Raw genomic sequence first — 23821 nt, 5'->3', positions numbered from 1 at the left:
TTAATCTTTTATCTCTAATTTAAATTTATCTCCCACATCTTTAAAAGCAAACACTTTATTTCCACAAGGATAAGAGATAGAATTTTCTCGCATAAAAGATTTTCTTCCTTGTAGTTTTTCAAGCATTAAAGGAAGTTCTTTTCTAAATAAGGCTTTATCAGTCATTCTAAGCCCATGTTCTAAACTTTTTATAAATCTACCATCTACATCATTTTCATCTTTTATTAAATGTAAAGTAGCATCATATCCTAATTCTTGATAACATTTATAAAGCTCTATTTTGTTTTGCGCTGATGCACGCGTATCTTGTAAACTATGATAACTCGAAAAAACAATATCACTATCAATATTTGCTTGAATTTTAAGATGATTTGAATTTAAAATTGCTCTAATTAAATAATTCTCATCCCCAAAATAATAAGAAGAATTCATATTTCTATTCCAGTATTTATATACAAAACAATAAAGTCTATAACCACTTCCTTCGAAATAAAATTCCCCTTGATTCATTTCTCTTCCTAAAATGCACACCAAGAATGGTAAGCAAACACCCGAATTATCAACCACACCATCCACATACCAAGGAGCTATCTTTGCTATGAGTAAAGATAGGTATCCTCCATAAGACCCCCCCCCATAAATCTTTGGAAGGTTTTTAAAATTTGGAAATTTTTTTACAAGATCTTTTAAAACATTGATATGATCAATAGCTGCCATAACGCCATAGTTTTGATAATCTCCATTAGGTGGGATAAAATCACAAGAAAGTTCTATTTTTTGGCTTTCATCAACCAAACCTGCTTGTTTCATTTTATTAACTTTTTGCTCTATAAGAGGAATAATTGATTCAAAATTATCTTTATTAACCGATAAATGTCCTAAATTAATATTTTTTAAAATACCATTGATACGCTCTAAATCATCTTGATTGGGAATAAGCTTTGGATTATACTTTTGATCAATACTTTGTCTTGCACAAAAACAATGATAAAAAACATGTATCACTACAACATCAAAATTTTTAGCAATATATTCCCTATCAAAATCTAAAAAAGAAATATTTGCATTAGCTCCAAAACCACCCACTATAAAAACTATGGCTTTGATATCTTTTTCATCATCATAGCTAATGCGGTATTCAAGTTTGCTAGTTCTTTTTATATTTAATTCTACATCATCACAAGAATCAATTTCAAAGGTTTGATTTATAAGCAATTTTAAGCCTTTTATTGTATTTTAAAGACAATTATACTTAAATTTTAGTAAAATAAAACACAAAAAACAAGGCTTAACTATGAAAAATCTTTGCATAATCCCTGCTCGTGGTGGATCAAAAAGAATTCCTAGAAAAAATATCATTGATTTCCTAGGCAAACCTTTAATCGCTTATAGCATAGAAAATGCTTTAAATTCAGGTATTTTTGATGAAGTGGTGCTTTCAAGTGATGATGAAGAAATCATAGAAGTAGCCTTAAAATACGGTGCAAAAGCTCCTTTTGTGCGTGATAAAAATTTAAGCGATGATTATGCTTCAAGCACTGCTGTAGTGCAAAATGCCATAGAAATTTTACAAAGCCAAAATCAAATTTATGATCATGTCTGCTGCCTTTATGCTACTGCTCCTTTATTAAATAAAGACATTTTAAAACAAGCCTATGAAAAATTTATACAAAATCAAAGCAAGTTTTTATTTGCTGCTACTGAGTTTGAGTATCCTATACAAAGGGCATTTTATCTAAATGAAAACAATCAAGTTTATATGTTTGATGAAAAACATTATAAAAGTCGTTCACAAGATCTAACAAAAGCTTATCATGATGCAGGAGCTTTTTATTTTGGTACAAGCAAAGCTTGGCTTGAGGAAGATTTTATATTTAAACCTCATTCTAGCGTGTTTGTATTGCCAAAAAATTTAGTTTGCGATATAGACACCATACAAGATTTGGAATTTGCAAAAATACTTTATAAGGTAAATCATGAAAGTGCTTTTTAGAAGCGATAGCTCCAGTCAAATAGGCTTTGGACACATTAAACGCGATCTAGTCTTAGCTAAACAATATGATGATGTAAGTTTTGCTTGCTTGCCTTTAGAAGGCTCCTTGATCGATGAAATTCCTTATCCTGTTTATGAGCTTAGTAGCGAAAGTATCTACGAGCTTATCAATCTCATCAAAGAAGAAAAATTTGAACTTCTTATCATTGATCACTATGGCATCAGCGTAGATGATGAAAAACTGATCAAGCTTGAAACAGGGGTGAAAATTCTAAGCTTTGATGATGAAATAAAGCCTCATCATTGTGATATTTTACTCAATGTCAATGCCTATGCAAAAGCAAGTGATTATGAAGGTTTAGTGCCTTTTAAATGCGAAGTAAGATGTGGTTTTTCTTATGCTTTAATCAGGGAAGAATTTTATCAAGAGGCCAAAGAAAATAGAGAAAAAAAATATGATTTTTTCATTTGCATGGGTGGAACTGATATAAAAAACCTTTCTTTACAAATTGCTAGCGAATTACCTAAAACAAAAATCATCAGCATTGCAACCAGCTCTTCTAATCCTAATCTTAAAAAATTGCAAAAATTTGCAAAATTACATAACAATATTAGATTATTTATCGATCATGAAAATATTGCAAAATTGATGAATGAAAGCAATAAACTCATCATTAGTGCAAGTTCTTTAGTCAATGAAGCCTTGCTTTTAAAGGCAAATTTCAAAGCTATTTGTTATGTTAAAAATCAAGAATCTACAGCAACTTGGCTTGCTAAAAAAGGGTATGAAGTGGAGTATAAGTATTGATAAAACTTAAAAATTTCACAGAACTTAATTCTCAAGAAATAGAGCTGATTTTTAAATGGCGCAATCACCCCGATATCAATCAATTTATGAAAACAAAATATATTGATTTTGAAGAACATTTAAGATTTTTAAAAAAATTACATCAAGATTCTAGCAAAAAATATTTTTTAGTTTTTCAAGATGAACAGATTATCGGCGTAATTGATTTTGTCAATATCACAACTAAATCTTGCGAATTTGGACTTTACGCAAAACCTAATTTAAAAGGCGTAGGACAAATTTTAATGAATGAAATTATAAAATACGCTTTTGAAAACTTAAAAGTAAATACTCTTAAAGCTTATGTTTTCAAAGACAATCGCAAAGCTTTAAAATTATATCAACAAAATCATTTTACTATTTATGATGAAGATAAAGATTTTTACCATATTTGCCTAAAGCAATCTGACTGCAAAGCCTTGCCTAGCTAATTCTTCTTTTACATCTTTAGGGGTATACTTAGAAAAATGAAAAATATAAGCACCCGCTAAAGCATCAGCACCTAAATTTAAAGCCTCGACTCCATCACTTGGATTGCTAAGTCCTCCATTGATAATAAGAGGAATTTTAAGTTTATTTTGAAAGATCTTTAAAAGTTCTAAATCATAACCCTTTGCCCTTCCTTCAAAATCCACAGAAGTTAAAAGAAGCTCTCCAGCTCCTTTTTTTTCATATTCTAAAGCAAGTTCTAAAGGACTTTTTTCAAGTAAATTTCCCCTGTCATAAACACAAAATTGCTCTCCTTTTCTTTTAACATCTATAGAACAAACTATACATTGAGAACCAAAACGATTAGCCGCTTTACTTATAAAATCCATATCTTCTAAGGCCTTAGAATTGATAGAAATTTTATCCGCACCTAAATTTAAAATCTTTTGTATATCTTCAAGGGTTTTTATCCCGCCACCTATAGTTAAAGGCATAAAACATTCTTTAGCAAGATCTTCTATACTTTCAAAATCTATTTCTCCACTTTTTGAAGCATCTATATCTAAGATAATAAGCTCATCAACATTGCGTGCATTATAAATTCTCATTGTTGAAGTTAAATGCCCTATAGTGCGAAAATCTTTAAATTCTATACTTTTAACAAGTTGAGAATTTTTAAGCAAAACACAAGGAATTATTCTAGTTTTTAACATTTAAAGCCTTATAAAATTTTCTAAAAGTTTTAAGCCTAAATTTTGACTTTTTTCAGGATGAAACTGCGTCGCAAAAATATGATCTTTTTGCAAAGATGCGACAAATTTATGCCCATATTGTGCTTTAGCACTTACAAACTCATCTTTGCATTTCACATAAAAAGAATGCACAAAATAAAAATCACTCTTATCTTCTATGCCTTGATACAAAGGATCTTGTTTTAAAATTTCAAGCTCATTCCAACCCATGTGTGGGATTTTTAAATTTAAATCCTCTTCAAATTTGACTACTTCACCTTCTATAAAACCAAGTCCTTCGCAAACTCCACCTTCATAGCCCCTTTCTAAAAAAAGCTGCATTCCTAAACAAATGCCTAAAATAGGTTTTTTTTGTACTAAAACTTGCTCTTTTAAAGCTTCTATAAAACCAAGTTCTTTTAAATTTTTCATCGCTTCTTTAAAAGATCCCACTCCAGGTAAAAGCAATTTATCTGCTTTTTGCAAATCTTTTGGATTTTTAGCTATGAAATTTATAGCTCCTATTTTTTCAAAAGCCTTAGCAACAGAGTTTAAATTTCCCGCCTTGTAATCAATGAGCGCTATCATTTTAAAACACACTCGTCTTTTCTTACCAAAGAACCATCATAATCTCTTATAAATTTACCATTTTCATCACGTTTAAAAATTTTTTTATTGGTAAAAGAATCTACTATTTTTTGAAATTCTTCCTCGCTAAAACCACTGAATTCAAGGTATTTTTTAATAGCCTTTTTAGGGGGCTTGCCATCGTATTTTTGTACCAAACGCACCCCTTCTTCACGACTGATATAACCTAAACGAATATCCAAACAAGCATTATCTGTTGCTCTACCAAAGCCGTATTTGCAGTATTTTAAATAATCATGCACATGATTAGAATAACAATCTAAATTTTCAAAATTTTCATAAGTAGTCTCAACAGGATGATCTAGAGTTAAAAAACCATATTTTTTAGAAATTTCAAGAATTTTTTTATAATCCCATTTAAAATAATACCCTAAAAATAGCCCCGTAACCCCTACTCTTTGAAGTTCTTCATCACTTGGATAAGTATATAAAAACAAATCTTTTTCAGTGATACCATTTACCCCAAGCATATCAGAAGCACGATTTCCTAAAAGCCCGCCAAATTCTTCAAGCCACTCTCTGCCTAAAATATTTTTATTTTTACTACTCGCAGGACCGCCATACTCTATCTGTGGACTTTCTCCCCAGATGATCAAAGGCACTCCAAAATTTACCGCTATGCGTGGAACAGAAGTAAAAATTCCCAAATGGTTTTGCCACTCATTATCCCCTGTTCTTATAAAAGCTTCACGGGCAAGTTTTTGATAAACTTTTGGATCACGCTTGATATGGATCAAATCCACGCCAAGATGATTTAAATTGTCTAAATTTTTGCGCCCTATTTTCGTAGGCACACTAGGCTCAAAACACACACACAAAGGATTAAGTCCAAGTTCAAGCATTTTAACCACTTGAAAAGTAGAATCTTTTCCGCCACTTACTCCGATAACACAATCATAAACAGGATGTTTTTTGTATTTTTTTATAAGCTCAAAAAATTCTTTTTCTCTTTCTTGCCAATTAATATTTTGATTTTTAGCTTCTTGAGAACGACAAGCATCACAAACACCTTCTTCATCAAAATGTAAATCAGGCTTAGTATCTGGCATCACACATTTTTTACAAAATCTCATAAATTTCCTTTAATTAGTCTTAAATATATATCGTTATAATTAAATTTTATTTTATAATTTTATATATTTATATTATATAAAAATTAAAAAATGAATAAATTCTATGATTTAAATCCCTATGGCATTTTTTGAATGAAACCAAGCAAAATCATAACAAAGTCGTAATATTTATATAATATAAATATATAAATTGAAGAAATATATAATATAATTATATATCATTTTAGTCAGGAAATTTACCAAAGAAAGAAAAACATGCAAATAGGAAATTTTAACACCGATAAAAAAGTTTTTATCATAGCAGAACTTAGTGCAAATCACGCAGGAAGTCTTGAGATGGCACTTCAAAGCATAAAAGCAGCCAAAAAAGCAGGTGCTGATGCGATAAAAATTCAAACTTACACTCCAGATAGCATGACTCTAAATAGCAACAAAGAAGATTTTATTATTAAGGGTGGGCTTTGGGACAAAAGAAAACTTTATGAGCTTTATGAAAGTGCAAAAACCCCCTATGAATGGCATTCTCAAATCTTTGAAACCGCACAAAATGAAGGCATACTTTGTTTTTCAAGTCCCTTTGCTAAAGAAGATTTGGAATTTCTAAAACGCTTTGATCCTATAGCCTATAAAATCGCTTCTTTTGAAGCTAATGATGAAAATTTCATGCGTTTAATCGCCAAAGAAAAAAAACCTACTATCGTTTCAACGGGCATTGCTACAGAAGAAGAACTTTTTAAAATCTGTGAAATTTTTAAAGAAGAAAAAAATCCTGATTTAATCTTTTTAAAATGCACTTCGGCTTATCCTACTGCCATAGAAGATATGAATTTAAAAGGCATAGCAAGTTTAAAAGAAAAATTTAATGTTGAAGTGGGACTAAGTGATCATAGCTTTGGTTTTTTAGCCCCTGTTATGGCAGTAGCACTTGGAGCTAGAGTGATAGAAAAGCATTTTATGTTAGACAAAAACATAGAAAGCGAAGACAGTAAATTTAGTCTTGATTTTGATGAATTTAAAGCTATGGTAGATGCAGTAAGACAGGCTGAAAGTGCTTTAGGTGATGGTAAGTTAGACTTAGATGAAAAAGCTCTTAAAAACCGTGTTTTTGCAAGAAGCTTATATGCAAGCAAGGATATCAAAAAAGGTGAAATGTTCAGTGAAGAAAATGTAAAATCCGTGCGTCCTTCTTTTGGACTACATCCTAAATTTTATCAAGAACTTTTAGGAAAAAAAGCTAGCAAAGATATAGAATTTGGCACAGCTTTAAAACAAGGAGATTTCCAATGACCTTCACTCCTACTCAAAAAGAACTCTTTAATAAAAACATTGAGGCTTTAAGTAATATTCTTTTAAAAGAAAGTTTAAAAGAAATTAAATCAAGTAAATTTGAACTTATCTTAGGTAAAGATAATCTAGATATCAATTTAAAAGATACAAGTATAAAAAATAATGGGGGGGGGTATAATGAAAATTTACTTTATCAAGATCCCATTAAAGAATTGCAAACTATGCTAAACACTTATAATGATAAATATCTACTTTATCCTGTATTGTATTTTTATGGTTTTGGAAATGGAATTTTATTTAAAGCTTTATTGCAAAATAAAAATCATCAACATATTGTTGTTTTTGAAAAAGATATAGAAATCATTTGGATAATGTTTCATATCTTAGATTTTTCACATGAATTACAAAGTGCAAGATTGATAGTTTTGGAAAATGATAAATTACAAGCTCAAGATTATACTGAACTTTGTTCTTCTAAACCTTTCTTTCAATTTTCTAGAATTTATTTTTTAGAACTGATGAGTCATTATTATGAAAGATTTCATGAAGATATTTTAGGATTGAATAAAAAATTAGCAGAAAATTTTAAAAATTCTATTGTTTCTTATGGTAATGATCCTCTTGATGCTCTTCAAGGCATAGAACAATTTGTTTATAATCTTCCTCAAATGATTACTCATCCTAGTTATAAAGAATTACTTTCTAAAAGAAAAAATTTAAGTGATACAGCTATCATTGTTTCTACGGGACCATCTCTTACTAAACAACTTCCTTTGTTAAAAAAGTATGCTAGTAAAGCTACGATTTTTTGTGCGGATTCTTCTTATCCTATTTTAGCTAAACATGGCATAAAGCCTGATTATGTTTGTATGCTAGAAAGAACTGAAATTACTGCTGAATTTTTTAATAATAATTTTGGGGAATTTGATAAGGATATTGTATTTGTTTGCGCAGGGGTTGTTCATCCAAAAACAATTGAATATTTAAAAAATAAAACTTTTATCATAACTCAAAAAGTTCTTGCCTTTCCATATTATATAAATCTTAAAAATTTTTGCTATGCTGCTGTAGGATTTAGTGTTGCACATACATTATCTTATCTAGCAACTCATCTAAGTCATAAAAACATCATTTTTATAGGACAGGATTTAGCTTATGCTGAAAATGGCAATTCTCATCCTGATGATTATCAAAATTCAGCTAATTATGAAAGTCAAATGTATGAACATATTTTAACTATAGCTTATGGAGGCAACGGAAAAGTTGAAACTCATAGTATATGGCTTTTATTTAAAAATTGGTTTGAAAATGAAATGATTCCAAATACTAGAAAAATGGGTATCACCACCTACAACTGTACCGAAGGTGGAGCAAGGATAGAAGGAACCATAGAAAAACCTTTTCTATGGGCTTGTGAGAATTTACTTGATAAAGATTTAAATAAACCTTTTGAAAAATTAGAACCTTTAAGTTTAAATAAACAAAATGAATTTTTACTTAAGGCTTATTATAAAGTTTATCAAAGTATTAAACATTGTAGAGATTTTAGTAAAATACTCAGCAATGATTTTGAAAATATACAAAGTGTATATTTGAGTTTAAATGAAAAAGAAGAGGATATCAATTTAGCTATTAAAAAAATAGATGAATTTAAAAACAAATTAGAAAATATCAAACAAATGCAAGATTTATATGAAATTTTAAGTCCTTTGCTAATCCAATTTGAACTTAATCTTGCTAAAATTTATGTCTTAAATCCTAAAACCAAAGAAGATGCTTTTAATAAAAGTATTCTTTGGATAAAAGAACATTTAGAATTTATGGAATTAGTTTATGGACATATTAAAGCACAAGAAAATGCTTTGATAAAAAATATACTTCCTTTAGAAGAAAAACTCAAAGAAAGAAAATTAGATAAATGGATGGAAAGGGTGAGAAGGTGAGAAATATTTTAGTTACAGGTGCTGATGGTTTTATAGGTTCTCATCTTTGTGAAAGTTTAGTCAAAAAAGGTTTTAAAGTCAGAGCTTTAAGCCAGTATAATTCTTTTAATTTTTGGGGACATTTAGAAAAAAGTCCTTTTTTAAAAGACATGGAAGTTATAAGTGGAGATTTAAGAGACAGTTTTTTTTGCGAAAAAATCACCAAAAATATAGATGCGATCTTTCATCTTGGCGCTTTAATCGCTATCCCCTACTCCTACACAGCCCCACAAAGCTATGTGGATACCAATGTCAATGGCACTTTAAATATGCTCGAAGCAGCTAAAAAAAACGAGATTTCACATTTTATCCACACCTCAACAAGCGAAGTTTATGGCACAGCCTTTTATGTACCTATCGATGAAAAACACCCTTTACAACCTCAAAGCCCTTATTCTGCAAGCAAAATCGCTGCAGATATGATGGCGCTGAGTTATTATAATTCTTTTAATTTAAATGTCAATATTGCACGCCCTTTTAACACCTATGGACCAAGACAAAGCGCAAGGGCTATCATACCTACCATCATCACACAAATTTTAAGTGGAACAAAGGAAATCAAACTAGGAGATTTAAGCCCTAAAAGGGATTTAAATTTTGTGCTAGATACTTGCGAGGGTTTTATCTCTCTTTTAAATTTAAAACATTTTGGAGAAGTTTATAATATAGGCTCAGGAGTGGAATACTCCATGCAAGAAGTACTTGATCTCATACAAAAAATTTTAGATTCTAAAGTAAAAATCATCCAAGATGAACAAAGATTGCGTCCTAAAAATAGCGAAGTTTTTAGACTTTGTTGCGATGCAAACAAGCTTAAAAAAGCTACAAATTGGCAAAGCAAAATAAGTCTAGAAGAAGGCTTGAGACAAAGCATAGAGTATTTTAAAGAAAATTTAGAAAATTATAAAAGTGAGCTTTATAATGTTTAAAAAAGAAATTTCTTTTATAAAAAGTCTTTTTAATAAAGAAAATATCGCCCTACATGAGCCTTGCTTTATAGGCAATGAGAAAAAATATCTCTTAGAATGTATCGATAGCGGTTTTGTTTCAAGCGTAGGAGAATTTGTAACGCGTTTTGAAGAAGCTTTAAAAGAAAAAACCAAAGCACGCTTTGTCATCGCTACAAATACAGGCACAGCAGCCCTTCATATCGCTTTACTAGCTAATGGTATCGATGAAAACTGCGAAGTCATCACTCAAAGCATAAGCTTTGTCGCTACGGCCAATGCTATCGCTTATACAGGTGCAAAACCCGTTTTTTTAGATATAGATGAAAACACTCTAAGTTTAAGTCCTAAGGCTTTAGAGCATTTTTTAGAAAATCAAACTTATCAAAAAGATAATCTTAGCTATAACAAAACCACACACAAACCCATCAAAGCTTGTGTTATTATGCACACCTTTGGTTTAAGCGCTCATATAAAAGCCATCAAAGAGCTTTGTGAAAAATACCACATCCTTTTAATTGAAGATGCTGCAGAAGCCTTAGGAAGCACCTATGAAAACAAGGCCTTAGGCACTTTTGGAAAGTGTGGAATTTTAAGCTTTAATGGCAATAAAATCATCACAGGTGGATGCGGTGGGGCGATATTAAGCGATGATGAAAATTTAGCCAAACTTGCAAGACACCTTAGTACCACAGCTAAAATCCCCCATCCTTACGAATACGATCATGATAGGATAGCTTATAATTACCGTCTTTGCAATATAAACGCAGCAATCTTGCTTGCAGGACTTGAAAATTTAGAACTTTTTTTAGAAAACAAAAGAGAACTTGCTAAAATTTACAAGGATTTTTTTAAAAATCACGATAAATGTAAATTTATCGATGAAAAAAGCAATGAAAGAAGCAATTTTTGGCTCAATACCTTGCTTTTTAAAAATGAAAATTTAAGAAATATTTTTTTAGAAGAATGCTTGAAAAATAATATTTTCGTCCGTCCTGTATGGAAAAGCTTACCGAGTTTAAAAGCTTTTCAAAACTGTCAAAGCAATGAGCTTATAAACACTAAAAAATTAGAAAAACGCTTGATTAATTTACCTAGTAGCGTTAGAATAGCAAATAAAAAGGAATGATGCGTTGCAAAATTTAATTCAAAGCATTAAAAAAATTTAATAAGAAAAAATATGAGAATAGCGGGGGGGGGGATTTGATTTTTTTACTTCTTCTTTTAGGAGAAGTGCGTGAAAAATGTCATCATCATAGGAGCGGGTGGCTTTGCTAGAGAGCTTTATTCTTATTTAAAAGATGCAAATTACGAAATTATAGGCTATATTGATATACAAGAAAATAATTTTTTTGACTTAAAATATCTAGGCAATGAAGATAATTTCGATAAAAAGTTGATTCAAAAAGCATCTTTTGCTTTAGGTGTAGGACAAATCAATTTAAGAAAAAAAATCCTTGTAAAACTTTCAAAAAAATCATGTAATTTTATCACTTTTATACATCCTCAATCTTTTGTTTCAAAAGAAGCTAAAATAGGACAAGGGGTATAGTGTGTCCTTTTGTAACCATTAATGCTAATTCAAATATAGGAGATTTTGTGCTTTGTAATATTTATTCAAGCATAGCTCATGATTGTAAGGTAGGAGAAGGAAGTATTTTAAGCCCTTATGCTACACTTAATGGAAATTCAAGCATAGGAAAAAATTGTTTTTTAGCTACTAGAGTTAGCCTGTTGCCTTGCGTAAACTTAGAAGATAACTGCATAGTAAGCAGGTAGTATTATTAGCAAAAACTACACATCCAATCAACTTATTTTTCATAAAAATATAATTAAAACAAGGAAAAAACAATGAAAGAAATTAATATCATAGACTTTGGTTTAATGGGTAAGCAAATAAGTGCTTTATTTTATTTATTAGGCTATGAAATAGGTGTTTATAATAAAAGCAAGCTCAATATATACGAATTTGAAAAACAAATAAAACTTCTACAAAGAAAAATAGATTTTTCTAATTTTAACGCCGGAAAAATAAACATTTACCAACATATAGAAGATCTTAAAAATAGCTTGACTATAGAAAGCTTAAATGAAGATTTAAATTTAAAAAAGAAATCATGCAAATTCTTAGAGATAATAATATAGTTTTTCGAATTCAAGTTCTTTGAGTATGGATGATTTAAACTGCGATTTTATACATTTTTTCAATACTATTTATATCAAATTAATAGAACTTTGTGGTTCTAATTTAGAACGATTTACCCCATTGAAAGATCTTAAAAAATTAGGATTTCATATCATTTGCAGTAAAGGCAATCGAGGAGCTTTAGCAAATTTGCTTTTGTTCAATGAAATTTCATCATTTTTTAAAATTATAGAAAAATACGATTATAATTTCAAAGAATGTCAAACAGTTTATGATTTGCTTTATGAAAAAAGAAATTTGTTAAATATTATCGACACTATAGGCATAGAACTTTGTAATAAAATTTGTAAGAATTTAAAAGAAGATGATGAAAATTTTTACCATCCAAAAATCTTTAAAAAGGCCTTATAAAAAGGAATTTTAGGTAGAAAAATAAAACAAACATAAGTGATATTTTATAAAATAAGCAAATATTAATTTAATATTTTATACAATCTAATATTTTTACTAAATTGAAGGGGTGGGGAATGATTTATTGTGATCACTGCGTGATGCCAAATACTAGACCTGGTATTAATTTTACAAAAGATAAAGAAGGTAAAAATATCTGTTCAGCTTGCATCAATCATAAAAATAAAGAAAATATTGATTATAAAGCAAGGTTTAAAGAGCTTGAAGTCTTATGCGATAAATACCGCAGAATGAATGGAAAATTTGAATATGATTGTGCTATTGCCGTAAGTGGAGGTAAAGATTCGCATTTTCAAGTGCATATCATGAAAGAAAAACTTGGAATGAATCCTATTCTTTTTAGCGTTGAAGATAATTTCACCATGACTGAAGCAGGTAAGAAAAATCTTAAAAATTTAAGTGAAACTTTTGGTTGTCATATTATTAGCTTAAAGCCTGATATCAAAACTCAAAAAAAAGTTATGCTAAAAACCTTTGAAAAATATGGAAAACCCACTTGGTTTATTGATAGACTAATTTACAGCTATCCTTTTGCTATGGCTTTAAAATTTAATACACCTTTATTGGTTTATGGAGAAAATGTTAGTTATGAATATGGAGGTAGTGATACCGAAGAAACTCCTAGCGCTAAAGAAATATTTTTAAATGGTGTAGCTAGTGATTTAAATATAAATGAATTTATAGATGATGAAATCAAAGAAGAAAATTTGCAACTCTTTTTCAATCCAAACAAAGATAAACTCGATAAACTTAACCCTATCTATCTAAGTTATTTTGTAAAATGGAATTCTTATAGCAATTATATTTTTGCTAAAAGTCGTGGTTTTACTGATCTAGAAGGCGAATGGGATAGAACAATGTGTGCAGAAAATTTTGATCAAGTTGATAGTATAGGCTATATCCTACACGCTTGGATGAAATACCCTAAATTTGGTCATGCTTGTGCGAGTGATTACGCAGCTCGTTTCGTGCGTTATGGACTTTTAAGCAGAAAAGAAGCTATTGAACTTGTGCAAAAAAGAGATCATAAGCTTGACAATAAATGCGTTGAAGATTTTTGCAATTTCATAGGTATTAGTAAAACTACATTTTGGAAAATAGTAGAAAAACATTACAATATGGATTTATTTTATAAAAATGATTTTGGAGAATTTAAATTAAAAAACAAATTACAATAAAAATATAAAGGAAAAAAATGCAAAACTCATTAGAAGCTTATACAATGAAATATAATGAAAATGGATACGGATTACTTTTTCCAGATGGTCATGTAGTACGTTTTTATGAAAGAATTTTAAAATACAAACTAAATAAAATAAATGGAAATTTACTTGATTTTGGTTGTGGCAATGGTGTACATTCAGCGTATTTTCAAAGCAAAGGGTTTAAAACTTTTGGAATAGATATAGTTCCAAGTTTAAAAGAAATTTGGGAGCAAAATATTAGCGGGGGGGGTATTGTAAAATTATAGAACCAAATTCTAGCATCAAAGGACTTTTTGATGAAAATATGGATATTATCTTTGCAAATCAAAGTCTTTACTACATACCTCTAAAAGAACTTAAACAAAATATTTTAGAATTTTACGAACTTTTGAACACAGGTGGAATACTTTTTGCTACAATGATGAGCAAGAAAAATTATTATTTTTCCCACAGTCAAAAAGAAGAAAAAAATGGCTTGAGTAAAGTTGAAATTAATGGAAGATTAAATGAAACAAGCTTTATACATTTCATCGATAAAGCCGAAGATCTAGAAAATCTTTTTCAACCTTTTGAAACTTTATTTCTAGGAGATTATGATCCTATTAATTTTTATAATTTTGAAGGATCGGCACACCATTATATTTATATAGGTATTAAAAAATAAAATTTTGCCTTTATTTTAAGGCAAAATAAAGGCAAAACTATGAAAAAAACTTTAATCATCGCAGAAGCAGGAGTTAATCACAATGGTGATTTAAATTTAGCTAAAAAGTTAATAGAAATCGCAGCAGATTCAGGAGCTGATTTTGTTAAATTTCAAAGTTTTAAAGCCAAAAACTGTATCAGCACAAAGGCTAAAAAAGCACCCTATCAGCTTAAAACCACGGCTAGTGATGAGAGTCAGCTTCAAATGGTACAAAAACTCGAACTCGATCTTAAAGCTCATAAAGAGCTTATCTTACACGCAAAAAAATGCAATATTGCCTTTCTTTCTACTCCTTTTGATCTTGAAAGTGTAGATCTTTTAAATGAGTTAGGCTTAAAAATCTTTAAAATTCCAAGCGGAGAAATCACCAATCTACCCTATCTTAAAAAAATTGCAAAGCTTAATAAAAAAATCATACTTTCAACAGGTATGGCAAATTTAGGCGAGATAGAAGAAGCTTTAAATGCGCTTTGTAAAAATGGTACTAAACGCCAAAATATCACTCTTTTACACTGTACTACAGAATACCCTGCCCCTTTTGATGAAGTCAATCTTAAAGCCATGCAAAGCTTAAAAGACGCTTTTAAGCTTGATGTGGGTTATTCTGATCACACTCAAGGCATACACATTTCTCTAGCTGCAGTTGCCTTGGGAGCTTGTGTAATAGAAAAGCATTTTACTCTAGACAAAAATATGTCAGGGCCTGATCATAAAGCAAGCCTAGAACCTCATGAACTAAAAACGCTTTGTACTCAAATAAGACAAATACAAAAGGCTATGGGTGATGGCATAAAAAAAGCAAGCAAAAGCGAAAGAAAAAATATCAACATAGTAAGAAAAAGTTTAGTCGCTAAAAAAGATATCCAAAAAGGAGAAATTTTTAACGAAGAAAATCTTACTACCAAACGCCCAGCAAATGGTATAAGTGCTATGAGATATGAAGAGTTTTTAGGTAAAATTGCTACAAAAAACTACAAAGAAGATGAGCTTATCTGTGAGTAAAAGAAAAATTTGTATAGTCAGTGCAACAAGGGCTGAATGGTATCTTTTAAGAAATTTATGTCGTGAAATTCAAAACGATAAAGATCTAAGCCTTCAAATCATTGCTACAGGAGCGCATTTAAGTCCTGAGTTTGGACTCACTTATAAAGAAATAGAAAAAGAATTTAAAACCACTAAAAAAATCCCTATCCTGCTTGCAAACGATGATAAAATAAGCCTTTGTAAAAGTATGAGTTTAGCTTTTAGTGCTTTTAGCGATGCTTTTGAAGACTTAAAGCCTGATATGGTGGTCATTTTAGGCGATCGTTATGAAATGCTTAGCGTAGCAAGTGTATGTCTATTGATGCACATACCTTTAGTGCATTTATGTGGCGGGGAGCTTACTTTAGGGGCTATTGATGATAGTATAAGACACAGCATTTCAAAAATGTCACATTTACATTTTGTAAGTCATGAAATTTATAAAAAAAGGCTTTTGCAACTTGGAGAAGAAGAAAAAAGGGTTTTTAATATAGGATCTTTAGCTTCTACTATCATAAAAAATATGAATTTTTTAAACAAAAAAGATTTAGAAAAAGCCTTAGAAATGAAACTAGATAAAGAACTTTACTTAATCACTTATCATCCTTTAACCTTAAATGTAAAAAATACTCAAAAAGAGATTAAAACCTTACTTAAAAAACTTGACACCCTTAAAAACGCAAGTTTGATTTTTACCAAAGCAAATGCCGATGAAAACGGACTTTTAATCAATGAAATTTTGCAAAATTACTGCCAAAAAAACTCACACAAGGCTAAACTTTTTGATAATCTTGGCTCACAAAAATACCTAAGTCTTATGAAAATAGCCAAGGCCATGATAGGCAATTCTTCAAGTGGTATTAGTGAAAGTCCTTTTTTTAAAACTCCTTGCATTAATATAGGCGATAGACAAAAAGGGCGTTTAAGAACTCAAAATATCATTGATTGTGAAATTAATGATCTTGATCAAGCTTTTGAAAAATTAGAAAGCAAAGAATTTAAACAAATTTTAAAAAATTTTAAAAACCCTTATGATAATGATAAAAATCCCAATAAATTCATAAAAACTTGCCTAAAAAATGTAAATTTAGATACAATTTTACATAAAAATTTCATCGATTTATAAGGCTTAGTGTGGATATAAACAAACTCAAACTCACCCCTGATTCTAGCATAAAAGAAGCTTTAAAAATAGTCGGGCAAGAGCGCGTTAGACTAGGCATTATAGTTGATAAAAAGGATAAATTTTTAGGAGTCATTAGTGATTCAAACATCAGAAAAGCTTTAATTAGTGGCAAAACTTTAAAAGATAGTATCAAGGATATTTACACTAAAAATCCCATCACCATAAAAGAAAACACAAGCAAAGAACAGCTTTTAAGAATTTCTGCTAAAACCGATATTTACGACTTTCCTGTTTTAGATGAAAAAGGGCAAATTCTTTCCATAAAATCTGTCTCATCGCTTTTAAAAACCAATCCAAACTCCATTGTCATCATGGCTGGAGGCTTAGGATCTCGCTTAAAAGAGCTGACTAAAGATACTCCAAAACCTATGTTAAAAGTAGGCAAAAAACCCATTTTAGAAAGCATAATCCAAAGACTTAAAAATCAAAATTTTGAAAATTTTATCTTTTGTGTGAATTATAAAAAACAAATCATAGAAGATTATTTTCAAAAAGGGCAAAAATTTGGGGTTAAAATTTCTTATATTAAAGAGCGTAAAAAACTAGGCACAGCAGGAGCTTTAAGCCTTATAAAACAAGAATTTAAAGAAAGTTTTATCGTTATGAATGCAGACATTTTAACCGAGCTTGATTTTAATGATCTTTTAAAAGCGCATAAAAAATCAAAAGCTTTAATGAGCGTTTGCGTGCGTGAGTTTGAGCAACAAATTCCTTATGGAGTGATCACTCAAAAACAAGGTTTTATAGAAAATATAGAAGAAAAACCTACCCAAAAATTCCTAGTAAGTGCGGGGATTTATGTACTTGAAAATGAAATTTTAAATTTAATTGCTAAAAATGAATACCTAGATATGCCAGAACTCATCAAACTCGCTCTGCAAAAAGGTAAGGTAAATACCTATATCATCAACGATTATTGGATTGACATTGGAAGGCCAGATGAGTTTTTAAAAGCCAATGAGGATTTTAAATGAAAGTCTTAATCATAGGCTTTGGAAGCATAGGAAAAAAGCATTTTTTAGCCTTAAAAAATTTAAATCATGAAGTGAGTTTGCTTTCTTTAAGTGCTAAAAAAGAAGAATTTAAAAACACTCCAATTTATCGCTCTTTGAAAGAATGTGATTTAAACGAATTTGATCTTTTTATCATCGCAAATATCACCACAGAGCATTTTAACACCTTAAAAACTTTAGATGGGCTTGTAAAAGATAAAACCATACTCGTAGAAAAACCTTTATTTGAAAAAAGCCAAAATTTCACAAGTTTAAAAAATCACATTTATGTAGCATATTTACTGCGTTTTCATCCTGTGATTGTCGCTTTAAAAAGGCTTTTAAAAGGTGAAAAAATTTATTTTGCTAGTTTGATTTGCAATTCTTATTTGCCCCATTGGAGAGCTTTAGACTACAGGCAAAATTACAGCGCTAAAAAAGAGCTAGGTGGTGGGGTTTTACTCGATCTTTCTCATGAAATCGATCTAGCCTTTTTTCTTTTTGGAAACTTAGAGCTTATATACTCCCAAAATGCTAAAATTTCAGAGCTTGACATAACAAGCGATGATTTTGCCTTTTTGGCTTTAAAAAATTCACAAAAAGCTAAAATTCATATAGAACTAGACTATTTTTCTAAATTCAACAAAAGAGAAATTACCATCCATACTTTAGAAAAAAGCTTTAAAGCCGATTTAATAAACAATAAAATCGAAATTTATCACAAAGATCAAAGTCAAAAAATCTTAAATTTTGAAAATGATACGATAAAAACCCTTCAAAATTTACATCATGCAGTCTTTGAAAAAGACAAAGAACTTTGCGATCTTAAACAGGCTTTAAAAGTGCTTGAACTTTGTGATGAAGTAAGGAAAAAAAATGGCTGAAATTTTATGTACCATTTGTGCTAGAGGTGGAAGCAAGGGTGTTAAAAACAAAAATATTAGAAAGATTAACGAACTTGAAATGATAGCTTATAGCATCATACAAGCTCAAAATTCAAAGCTTTTTAAACACATAGTCATAAGTACTGATAGTGATAAAATCGCAAGTGTAGCCCAAAAATATGGCGCTGAAGTTTTTTTCAAAAGAGAAGCTCATCTTGCCAATGATCGGGCTGCAAAACTTCCTGTCATGCGTGATGCCTTGCTAAGAAGTGAAGAGCATTTTAAAACGCGTTTTGAAACTCTCATAGACTTAGATGCTTCAGCCCCGCTTCGCTCAAGCCTTGATATAAAAAAAGCTTATGAAAGTTTTGTTGAAAATGATAATTCCAATCTCATCACCGCAGTTCCTGCTAGACGTAATCCTTATTTTAACCTCGTAGAAATACAAAATAACAAGGTAGTAAAATCCAAAGAAGGAAATTTTACCACTCGCCAAAGTGCCCCAAAATGCTACGATATGAACGCTAGTATTTATATCTTTAAAAGGGATTATCTTTTAGAAAATGATAGTGTTTTTGGAGAAAAAACAGGGCTTTTTGTAATGGATGAAAGCACGGCTTTTGATATTGATAGCGAGCTTGATTTTAAAATCGTAGAGTTTTTAATCTCTTTAAAAAATTTATCGCCAAAGGATTTTTAATGCTTGAAAATAAAATCATCTTTGTAGCAGGAGCTTGTGGGCGTATAGGTAAAGCGCTTTGTCAAAAAATACTTCTTAGCAAAGGTATCCCTATACTCGCAGATATCAACAAAGAACGCTTAAATAAATTGCAAGAAAATTTAGAAACAAATTTTAAAACAAAACTTTTAAGCTTAGAACTTGATATCACTAAACAAGAAAGCTTACAAACCGCCCTTCAAAAAAGTCAAGAAAGATACGGCAAAATCGATGCTTTTGTTAACTCAAGCTATCCTTTTGGCAAAGATTGGGGTAAAACGCCTTATTATGAACTCAAATACGAACAAATTTGTGAAAGTTTAAATTTACATTTAGCAGGCTTTATGTTGGCTGCTCAAGAATTTGTGAAATTTTTTAAACAACAAGGCTATGGTAATATCATCAATCTTAGCTCCATCATGGGAGTTTATGCGCCAAAATTTGAAAACTATGAAGGCACTTCCATGCAAAGCTCTTTAGAATACAGTGTGATAAAAGCAGGGATTAATCACATGAGCTCTTGGCTAGCTAAAGAGCTTTTTAATCAAAACATACGCGTTAATACTCTAGCAAGCGGAGGAATTTTGGATAATCAAAATGAACTTTTTTTAAAAGCTTATAGAAAATGTTGTGCGAGTAAAGGTATGCTAGATGCAGATGATATATGTGGAACTTTGGTATTTTTACTTAGCGATGAGAGTAAATTTATCACAGGGCAAACTTTAGTGGTAGATGATGGATGGGGCTTATGATGACCTTCACCCCTACTCAAAAAGAACTCTTTAACAAAAACATTGAGTCTTTAAGTAATATTCTTTTAAAAGAAAGTTTAAAAGAAATCCAGTCTAGTAAATTTGAACTTATCTTAGGTAAAGATAATCTAGATATCAATCTAAAAGATACAAGTGATAATACTTTTCTTTATGAAAATGTTATTGATGAATTAAACTCTATGCTAAACACTTATAATGATAAATATCTACTTTATCCTGTATTGTATTTTTATGGTTTTGGAAATGGAATTTTATTTAAAGCTTTATTGCAAAATAAAAATCATCAACATATTGTTGTTTTTGAAAAAGATATAGAAATCATTTGGATAATGTTTCATATCTTAGATTTTTCAAGTGAATTACAAAGTGCAAGATTGATGGTTTTGCAAACAAGTTCTTTGGATATAGAATTTTTTTCTAATTTTTGCTCTAGCAAACCTTTCTTTCAATTTTCTAGAATTTATTTTTTAGAACTGATGAGTCATTATTATGAAAGATTTCATGAAGATATTTTAGGATTGAATAAAAAATTAGCAGAAAATTTTAAAAATTCTATTGTTTCTTATGGTAATGATCCTCTTGATGCTCTTCAAGGCATAGAACAATTTGTTTATAATCTTCCTCAAATGATTACTCATCCTAGTTATAAAGAATTACTTTCTAAAAGAAAAAATTTAAGTGATACAGCTATCATTGTTTCTACGGGACCATCTCTTACTAAACAATTGCCTTTATTAAAAAAGTATGCTAGTAAAGCTACGATTTTTTGTGCGGATTCTTCTTATCCTATTTTAGCTAAACATGGCATAAAGCCTGATTATGTTTGTATGCTAGAAAGAACTGAAATTACTGCTGAATTTTTCAATCATGATTTTGGGGAATTTGATAATGGAATTTGTTTTATTATCAAATCCATAGTACATCCTAATGCCATAAATTACCTAACCAAAAAAACCGATAATTTTACTATAGTTTCAACCTATGCAAGTTTTATACAATATTTAAAATTAGATTATTTTGGATATTTTAACATGGGATTTAGTGTTGCACATATGGCTTGTTATCTTTCCTTACATTTAAATCATAAAAACATCATTTTTATAGGACAGGATTTAGCTTATGCTGAAAATGGCAATTCTCATCCTGATGATTATCAAAATTCAGCTAATTATGAAAGTCAAATGTATGAACATATTTTAACCGAGGCTTATGGTGGGAAAGAAAAAATCAAAACTCACCATGTCTGGCTTATGTTTAAACGAAATTTAGAGCAAGATGTGCAAAAAATACAAAAGTATTTAGATACTAAAGTTTACAACTGCACCGAAGGTGGAGCAAGGATAAAAGGAACCATAGAAAAACCTTTTCTATGGGCTTGTGAGAATTTACTTGATAAAGATTTAAATAAACCTTTTGAAAAATTAGAACCTTTAAGTTTAAATAAACAAAATGAATTTTTACTTAAGGCTTATTATAAAGTTTATCAAAGTATTAAACATTGTAGAGATTTTAACGATAATTTTATTAAAGTTTATGATAAAATAAAAAACTCTTTTATGAGTTTACAAAATTCTCAAAAAAATGAAATTTTTATTCAAGAAATTATTCAAGATATAGACAAAACCAAAACTCAAATAGATGAACTTTACAATACTCAAAAAGATTTGATACAAATTTTAGGCCCTTTACTAACACAATTTGAACTTAATCTTGCTAGAATTTATGTTTTAAATCCTAAAACCAAAGAAGATGCTTTTAATAAAAGTATTCTTTGGATAAAAGAACATTTAGAATTTATGGAATTAGTTTATGGGCATATTAAAGCACAAGAAAATGCTTTGATAAAAAATATACTTCCTTTAGAAGAAAAACTTAAAGAAAGAAAATTAGATAAATGGATGGAAAGGGTGAGAAGGTGAAAGAAGAGCTTTTTTTAAAAAATACTCAAGCTTTATTTGAAGTTGATGAATTTTTAGCTTGTACACTGAGATCACTTAAATACTTAACTTTTGCACTTATCCAAGATGAAAATGGAATAAATTTTAAAAAAGATGATATTTTTCTTTATGAAAATCCCAATAAAGAGCTTTTGGAAAACCTTACTCTGTTTAAAACCGAATATAACAAATATCCTGTTTTGTTTTTTTATGGCTTTGGAAATGGAATGTTTTATAAAACTTTATGTAAAAACAAACAACATAAACACATTATCATTTTTGAAGACAATCTTGAAATTTTAACTTTAGCTTTTCATTTATTTGATTTTAGCGAAGAATTAAAAAAAGAACAACTAATACTTTTTTATACTCCAAATATTAATACAGCACAACTTACCACACTTTTTACTTATGAAATCATTCAAAAAAGTGTAAAAATTTTTAATCTTTTTATCCATAATGATTTTTATCAACAATTTTATAGCACTCAAATACAAAATATAAATACTCAACTGATAGAAATGATACGATTTATCGTTTTAAACAAAGGTAATGATCCACATGATTCTTTAGTAGGGATCAAACATACCCTAGACAATCTCCCTAAAATGTTAAATCATGGAATTTTTCAAGAATTTCTCAAAGAAAGAAGAGCTAAGGTTAAAAATGCTATCATTGTTTCTACAGGACCATCTCTTACTAAACAACTTCCTTTATTAAAAAAGTATGCTAATAAAGCTACGATTTTTTGTGCAGATAGTGCTTATGTTATTCTTGGAAAATACGGTATAAAGCCTGATTATGTTTGCATGCTAGAGCGTGATGACATAGTTTCTAAATGTTTTGATAATGATTTTGGCGATTTTAACAAAGGCATACTTTTCATACTTGCTTCTGTGGTTCACAAAGAAGTATTAGATTTTTTAGAAAAAGATCAAAGAGCTTATATGCTTGTACATCGCCCTTTAAATTTTGCAGCTAGTTTAAAACTTGATGAATATGGATATCTTGGAGTAGGACACAGTGTTTCCAATATGATCTATGAACTAGCAGGAGCTTTAAGATTTGAAAATATCATTTTTATAGGACAAGATCTAGCTTATGGCGAGGATGGAAGTTCACATCCTAAAGAGCATATACATGGAAGCCAAGGTGAAGAAATCAGAGGAGAAAAATATACACTAGCTTATGGGGGAAAAGGCAAAGTAAGAACTCAACTCACTTGGAATTTATTTCGTCAAGCTTTTGAAAAAGATATATTTTGGGCAAAAGAAAAACTCAATATCACCACCTACAACTGCACCGAAGGTGGAGCAAGAATAGAAGGAACTATCGAAAAACCTTTTTTATGGGCTTGTGAAAATTTACTTGATAAAGATTTAAATAAACCTTTTGATTTTCCAAAATTTCTAGATAAAAAACTAGCCAAAGAAAAATTAGAAAAAACAAAAAAATATCTCCAAAAAAGCATTTTAGAATCCAAAGAATTTATAAAAAAAACTCAAACTCAGCTTCAAAAGCTTAGATACACTTTAGAAAAAAATGACAAGAATTTTCAAACTCTTGAAAAAATCAAAAATGATCTTTTAAATCTTTTTAAAGAATTTAAAAAACTCAAGCTTTTTAATGAACTTTGTCAAGCTATTTATTTTCATAACGAATGCGAAATTTTAAAATTTGAAGTTTTAAACACAAATAAGCAAAAAGAAAATTTAATAGACTTTTTAAAAATACAACACAATTGGTTTATCCAAGGCCTAGGATATCTTGATACTCAAAACAAAACCATAGAAAAAAGTTTAGAAAATTGGAATTTTGACGATATAATCAAAAAATAATTAGG

23 protein-coding genes and 2 pseudogenes are annotated in these 23821 nt (G+C 29.6%); 21 read left to right on the top strand and 4 right to left on the bottom strand.

The window, feature by feature from the left end; all coding sequences use genetic code 11:
• Window positions 1-1215: a DUF2920 family protein gene (locus FOC43_RS01025; protein WP_004283640.1), complete on the bottom strand. Its 1215-nt coding sequence runs from the start codon at window positions 1213-1215 to the stop codon at window positions 1-3.
• 79 nt (window positions 1216-1294) lie between these two features.
• Here FOC43_RS01025 and pseF point away from each other — a divergent pair, with 79 nt between their 5' ends.
• Genes pseF through pseH form a run of 3 tightly spaced genes read left to right on the top strand, consistent with a single transcriptional unit; the run spans window position 1295 to window position 3271 of the window.
• Entirely contained in the window at window positions 1295-1993 is a 699-nt protein-coding gene (gene pseF / locus FOC43_RS01020) for a pseudaminic acid cytidylyltransferase (protein WP_002838678.1), read from the top strand.
• Window positions 1977-2801, top strand: a complete 825-nt coding sequence (gene pseG, locus FOC43_RS01015; protein WP_002784879.1) for a UDP-2,4-diacetamido-2,4,6-trideoxy-beta-L-altropyranose hydrolase — start codon at window positions 1977-1979, stop codon at window positions 2799-2801. The genes pseF and pseG overlap by 17 nt, the downstream gene beginning before the upstream one ends.
• The gene (gene pseH, locus FOC43_RS01010; RefSeq protein ID WP_002781802.1) at window positions 2798-3271 is read left to right on the top strand and encodes a UDP-4-amino-4,6-dideoxy-N-acetyl-beta-L-altrosamine N-acetyltransferase; all 474 of its coding nucleotides are present in this window, start codon (window positions 2798-2800) and stop codon (window positions 3269-3271) included. Before pseG ends, pseH begins: the two co-directional genes overlap by 4 nt.
• On the opposite strand, the gene FOC43_RS01005 is transcribed toward pseH, so the two are convergent.
• The 3 genes from FOC43_RS01005 to pseA are packed head-to-tail and all read right to left on the bottom strand — an operon-like array spanning window position 3236 to window position 5721.
• The gene (locus tag FOC43_RS01005) at window positions 3236-3982 is read right to left on the bottom strand and encodes a HisA/HisF-related TIM barrel protein (protein ID WP_002777703.1); all 747 of its coding nucleotides are present in this window, start codon (window positions 3980-3982) and stop codon (window positions 3236-3238) included. The two genes, pseH and FOC43_RS01005, sit on opposite strands and share 36 nt — an antisense overlap.
• Window positions 3983-4588, bottom strand: a complete 606-nt coding sequence (gene hisH, locus FOC43_RS01000; protein WP_004283605.1) for an imidazole glycerol phosphate synthase subunit HisH — start codon at window positions 4586-4588, stop codon at window positions 3983-3985.
• Window positions 4585-5721 (bottom strand): pseudaminic acid biosynthesis protein PseA, encoded by a 1137-nt coding sequence (gene pseA, locus FOC43_RS00995; RefSeq protein ID WP_002801008.1) that lies wholly within the window; start codon window positions 5719-5721, stop codon window positions 4585-4587. The genes hisH and pseA overlap by 4 nt, the downstream gene beginning before the upstream one ends.
• Before the next feature lie 255 nt (window positions 5722-5976).
• Between pseA and pseI the strand changes: the two genes are divergently transcribed.
• From pseI to FOC43_RS00910, 18 genes and pseudogenes are all read left to right on the top strand, one after another.
• Window positions 5977-7008 (top strand): pseudaminic acid synthase, encoded by a 1032-nt coding sequence (pseI, locus tag FOC43_RS00990; RefSeq protein WP_004283604.1) that lies wholly within the window; start codon window positions 5977-5979, stop codon window positions 7006-7008.
• Window positions 7005-8951 carry a motility associated factor glycosyltransferase family protein gene (locus FOC43_RS00985; RefSeq protein WP_155820390.1) on the top strand — a complete coding sequence of 649 codons (1947 nt, stop codon included), beginning with the start codon at window positions 7005-7007 and terminating at the stop codon, window positions 8949-8951. The genes pseI and FOC43_RS00985 overlap by 4 nt, the downstream gene beginning before the upstream one ends.
• The gene (gene legB / locus FOC43_RS00980) at window positions 8948-9919 is read left to right on the top strand and encodes a 4,6-dehydratase LegB (RefSeq protein WP_002796111.1); all 972 of its coding nucleotides are present in this window, start codon (window positions 8948-8950) and stop codon (window positions 9917-9919) included. Before FOC43_RS00985 ends, legB begins: the two co-directional genes overlap by 4 nt.
• Window positions 9912-11066 carry an aminotransferase LegC gene (gene legC / locus FOC43_RS00975; protein WP_004283601.1) on the top strand — a complete coding sequence of 385 codons (1155 nt, stop codon included), beginning with the start codon at window positions 9912-9914 and terminating at the stop codon, window positions 11064-11066. Before legB ends, legC begins: the two co-directional genes overlap by 8 nt.
• A gap of 108 nt (window positions 11067-11174) precedes the next feature.
• On the top strand, window positions 11175-11489 hold the full coding sequence (locus FOC43_RS00970; RefSeq protein WP_002843554.1) for a PglD-related sugar-binding protein: 315 nt from the start codon (window positions 11175-11177) through the stop codon (window positions 11487-11489).
• On the top strand, window positions 11489-11716 hold the full coding sequence (locus FOC43_RS00965) for an LbetaH domain-containing protein (protein ID WP_002872953.1): 228 nt from the start codon (window positions 11489-11491) through the stop codon (window positions 11714-11716). Before FOC43_RS00970 ends, FOC43_RS00965 begins: the two co-directional genes overlap by 1 nt.
• Window positions 11717-11788: 72 nt before the next feature.
• Window positions 11789-12105: pseudogene (locus tag FOC43_RS08935) on the top strand (3-hydroxyacyl-CoA dehydrogenase NAD-binding domain-containing protein).
• 2 nt (window positions 12106-12107) lie between these two features.
• A complete protein-coding gene (locus FOC43_RS08930; RefSeq protein ID WP_002782233.1) occupies window positions 12108-12494 on the top strand; it encodes a hypothetical protein in 387 nt (128 codons plus the stop codon).
• Window positions 12495-12610: 116 nt separating this feature from the next.
• Complete coding sequence (locus FOC43_RS00955; RefSeq protein ID WP_002782235.1) at window positions 12611-13732, top strand: N-acetyl sugar amidotransferase; 1122 nt, start codon at window positions 12611-12613, stop codon at window positions 13730-13732.
• A gap of 17 nt (window positions 13733-13749) precedes the next feature.
• Window positions 13750-14423 (top strand): annotated as a pseudogene (locus FOC43_RS00950) (class I SAM-dependent methyltransferase).
• Window positions 14424-14462: 39 nt separating this feature from the next.
• The gene (gene legI, locus FOC43_RS00945) at window positions 14463-15467 is read left to right on the top strand and encodes a N,N'-diacetyllegionaminate synthase (RefSeq protein ID WP_002794799.1); all 1005 of its coding nucleotides are present in this window, start codon (window positions 14463-14465) and stop codon (window positions 15465-15467) included.
• Entirely contained in the window at window positions 15460-16614 is a 1155-nt protein-coding gene (gene legG / locus FOC43_RS00940) for a GDP-N,N'-diacetylbacillosamine 2-epimerase (hydrolyzing) (RefSeq protein WP_002805712.1), read from the top strand. Before legI ends, legG begins: the two co-directional genes overlap by 8 nt.
• An 8-nt stretch (window positions 16615-16622) precedes the next feature.
• The gene (locus FOC43_RS00935) at window positions 16623-17648 is read left to right on the top strand and encodes a nucleotidyltransferase family protein (protein WP_004283577.1); all 1026 of its coding nucleotides are present in this window, start codon (window positions 16623-16625) and stop codon (window positions 17646-17648) included.
• Entirely contained in the window at window positions 17645-18550 is a 906-nt protein-coding gene (gene ptmF, locus FOC43_RS00930; protein WP_004283574.1) for an L-glutamine-D-fructose-6-phosphate isomerase subunit, read from the top strand. Before FOC43_RS00935 ends, ptmF begins: the two co-directional genes overlap by 4 nt.
• Entirely contained in the window at window positions 18543-19250 is a 708-nt protein-coding gene (legF, locus tag FOC43_RS00925) for a CMP-N,N'-diacetyllegionaminic acid synthase (RefSeq protein WP_002805727.1), read from the top strand. Before ptmF ends, legF begins: the two co-directional genes overlap by 8 nt.
• On the top strand, window positions 19250-20020 hold the full coding sequence (ptmA, locus tag FOC43_RS00920) for a flagellin modification protein PtmA (protein ID WP_002798114.1): 771 nt from the start codon (window positions 19250-19252) through the stop codon (window positions 20018-20020). Before legF ends, ptmA begins: the two co-directional genes overlap by 1 nt.
• On the top strand, window positions 20020-21960 hold the full coding sequence (locus FOC43_RS00915; RefSeq protein WP_155820417.1) for a motility associated factor glycosyltransferase family protein: 1941 nt from the start codon (window positions 20020-20022) through the stop codon (window positions 21958-21960). The genes ptmA and FOC43_RS00915 overlap by 1 nt, the downstream gene beginning before the upstream one ends.
• Entirely contained in the window at window positions 21957-23816 is a 1860-nt protein-coding gene (locus FOC43_RS00910; protein ID WP_141110473.1) for a motility associated factor glycosyltransferase family protein, read from the top strand. The genes FOC43_RS00915 and FOC43_RS00910 overlap by 4 nt, the downstream gene beginning before the upstream one ends.
• Window positions 23817-23821: the final 5 nt, after the last annotated feature.

It is taken from the genome of Campylobacter coli, from assembly GCF_009730395.1.
Classification (GTDB): domain Bacteria; phylum Campylobacterota; class Campylobacteria; order Campylobacterales; family Campylobacteraceae; genus Campylobacter_D; species Campylobacter_D coli.
The sequence above is the reverse complement of the archived record's forward strand: the minus strand, read 5'-3'. Positions and strand labels throughout refer to the sequence as shown.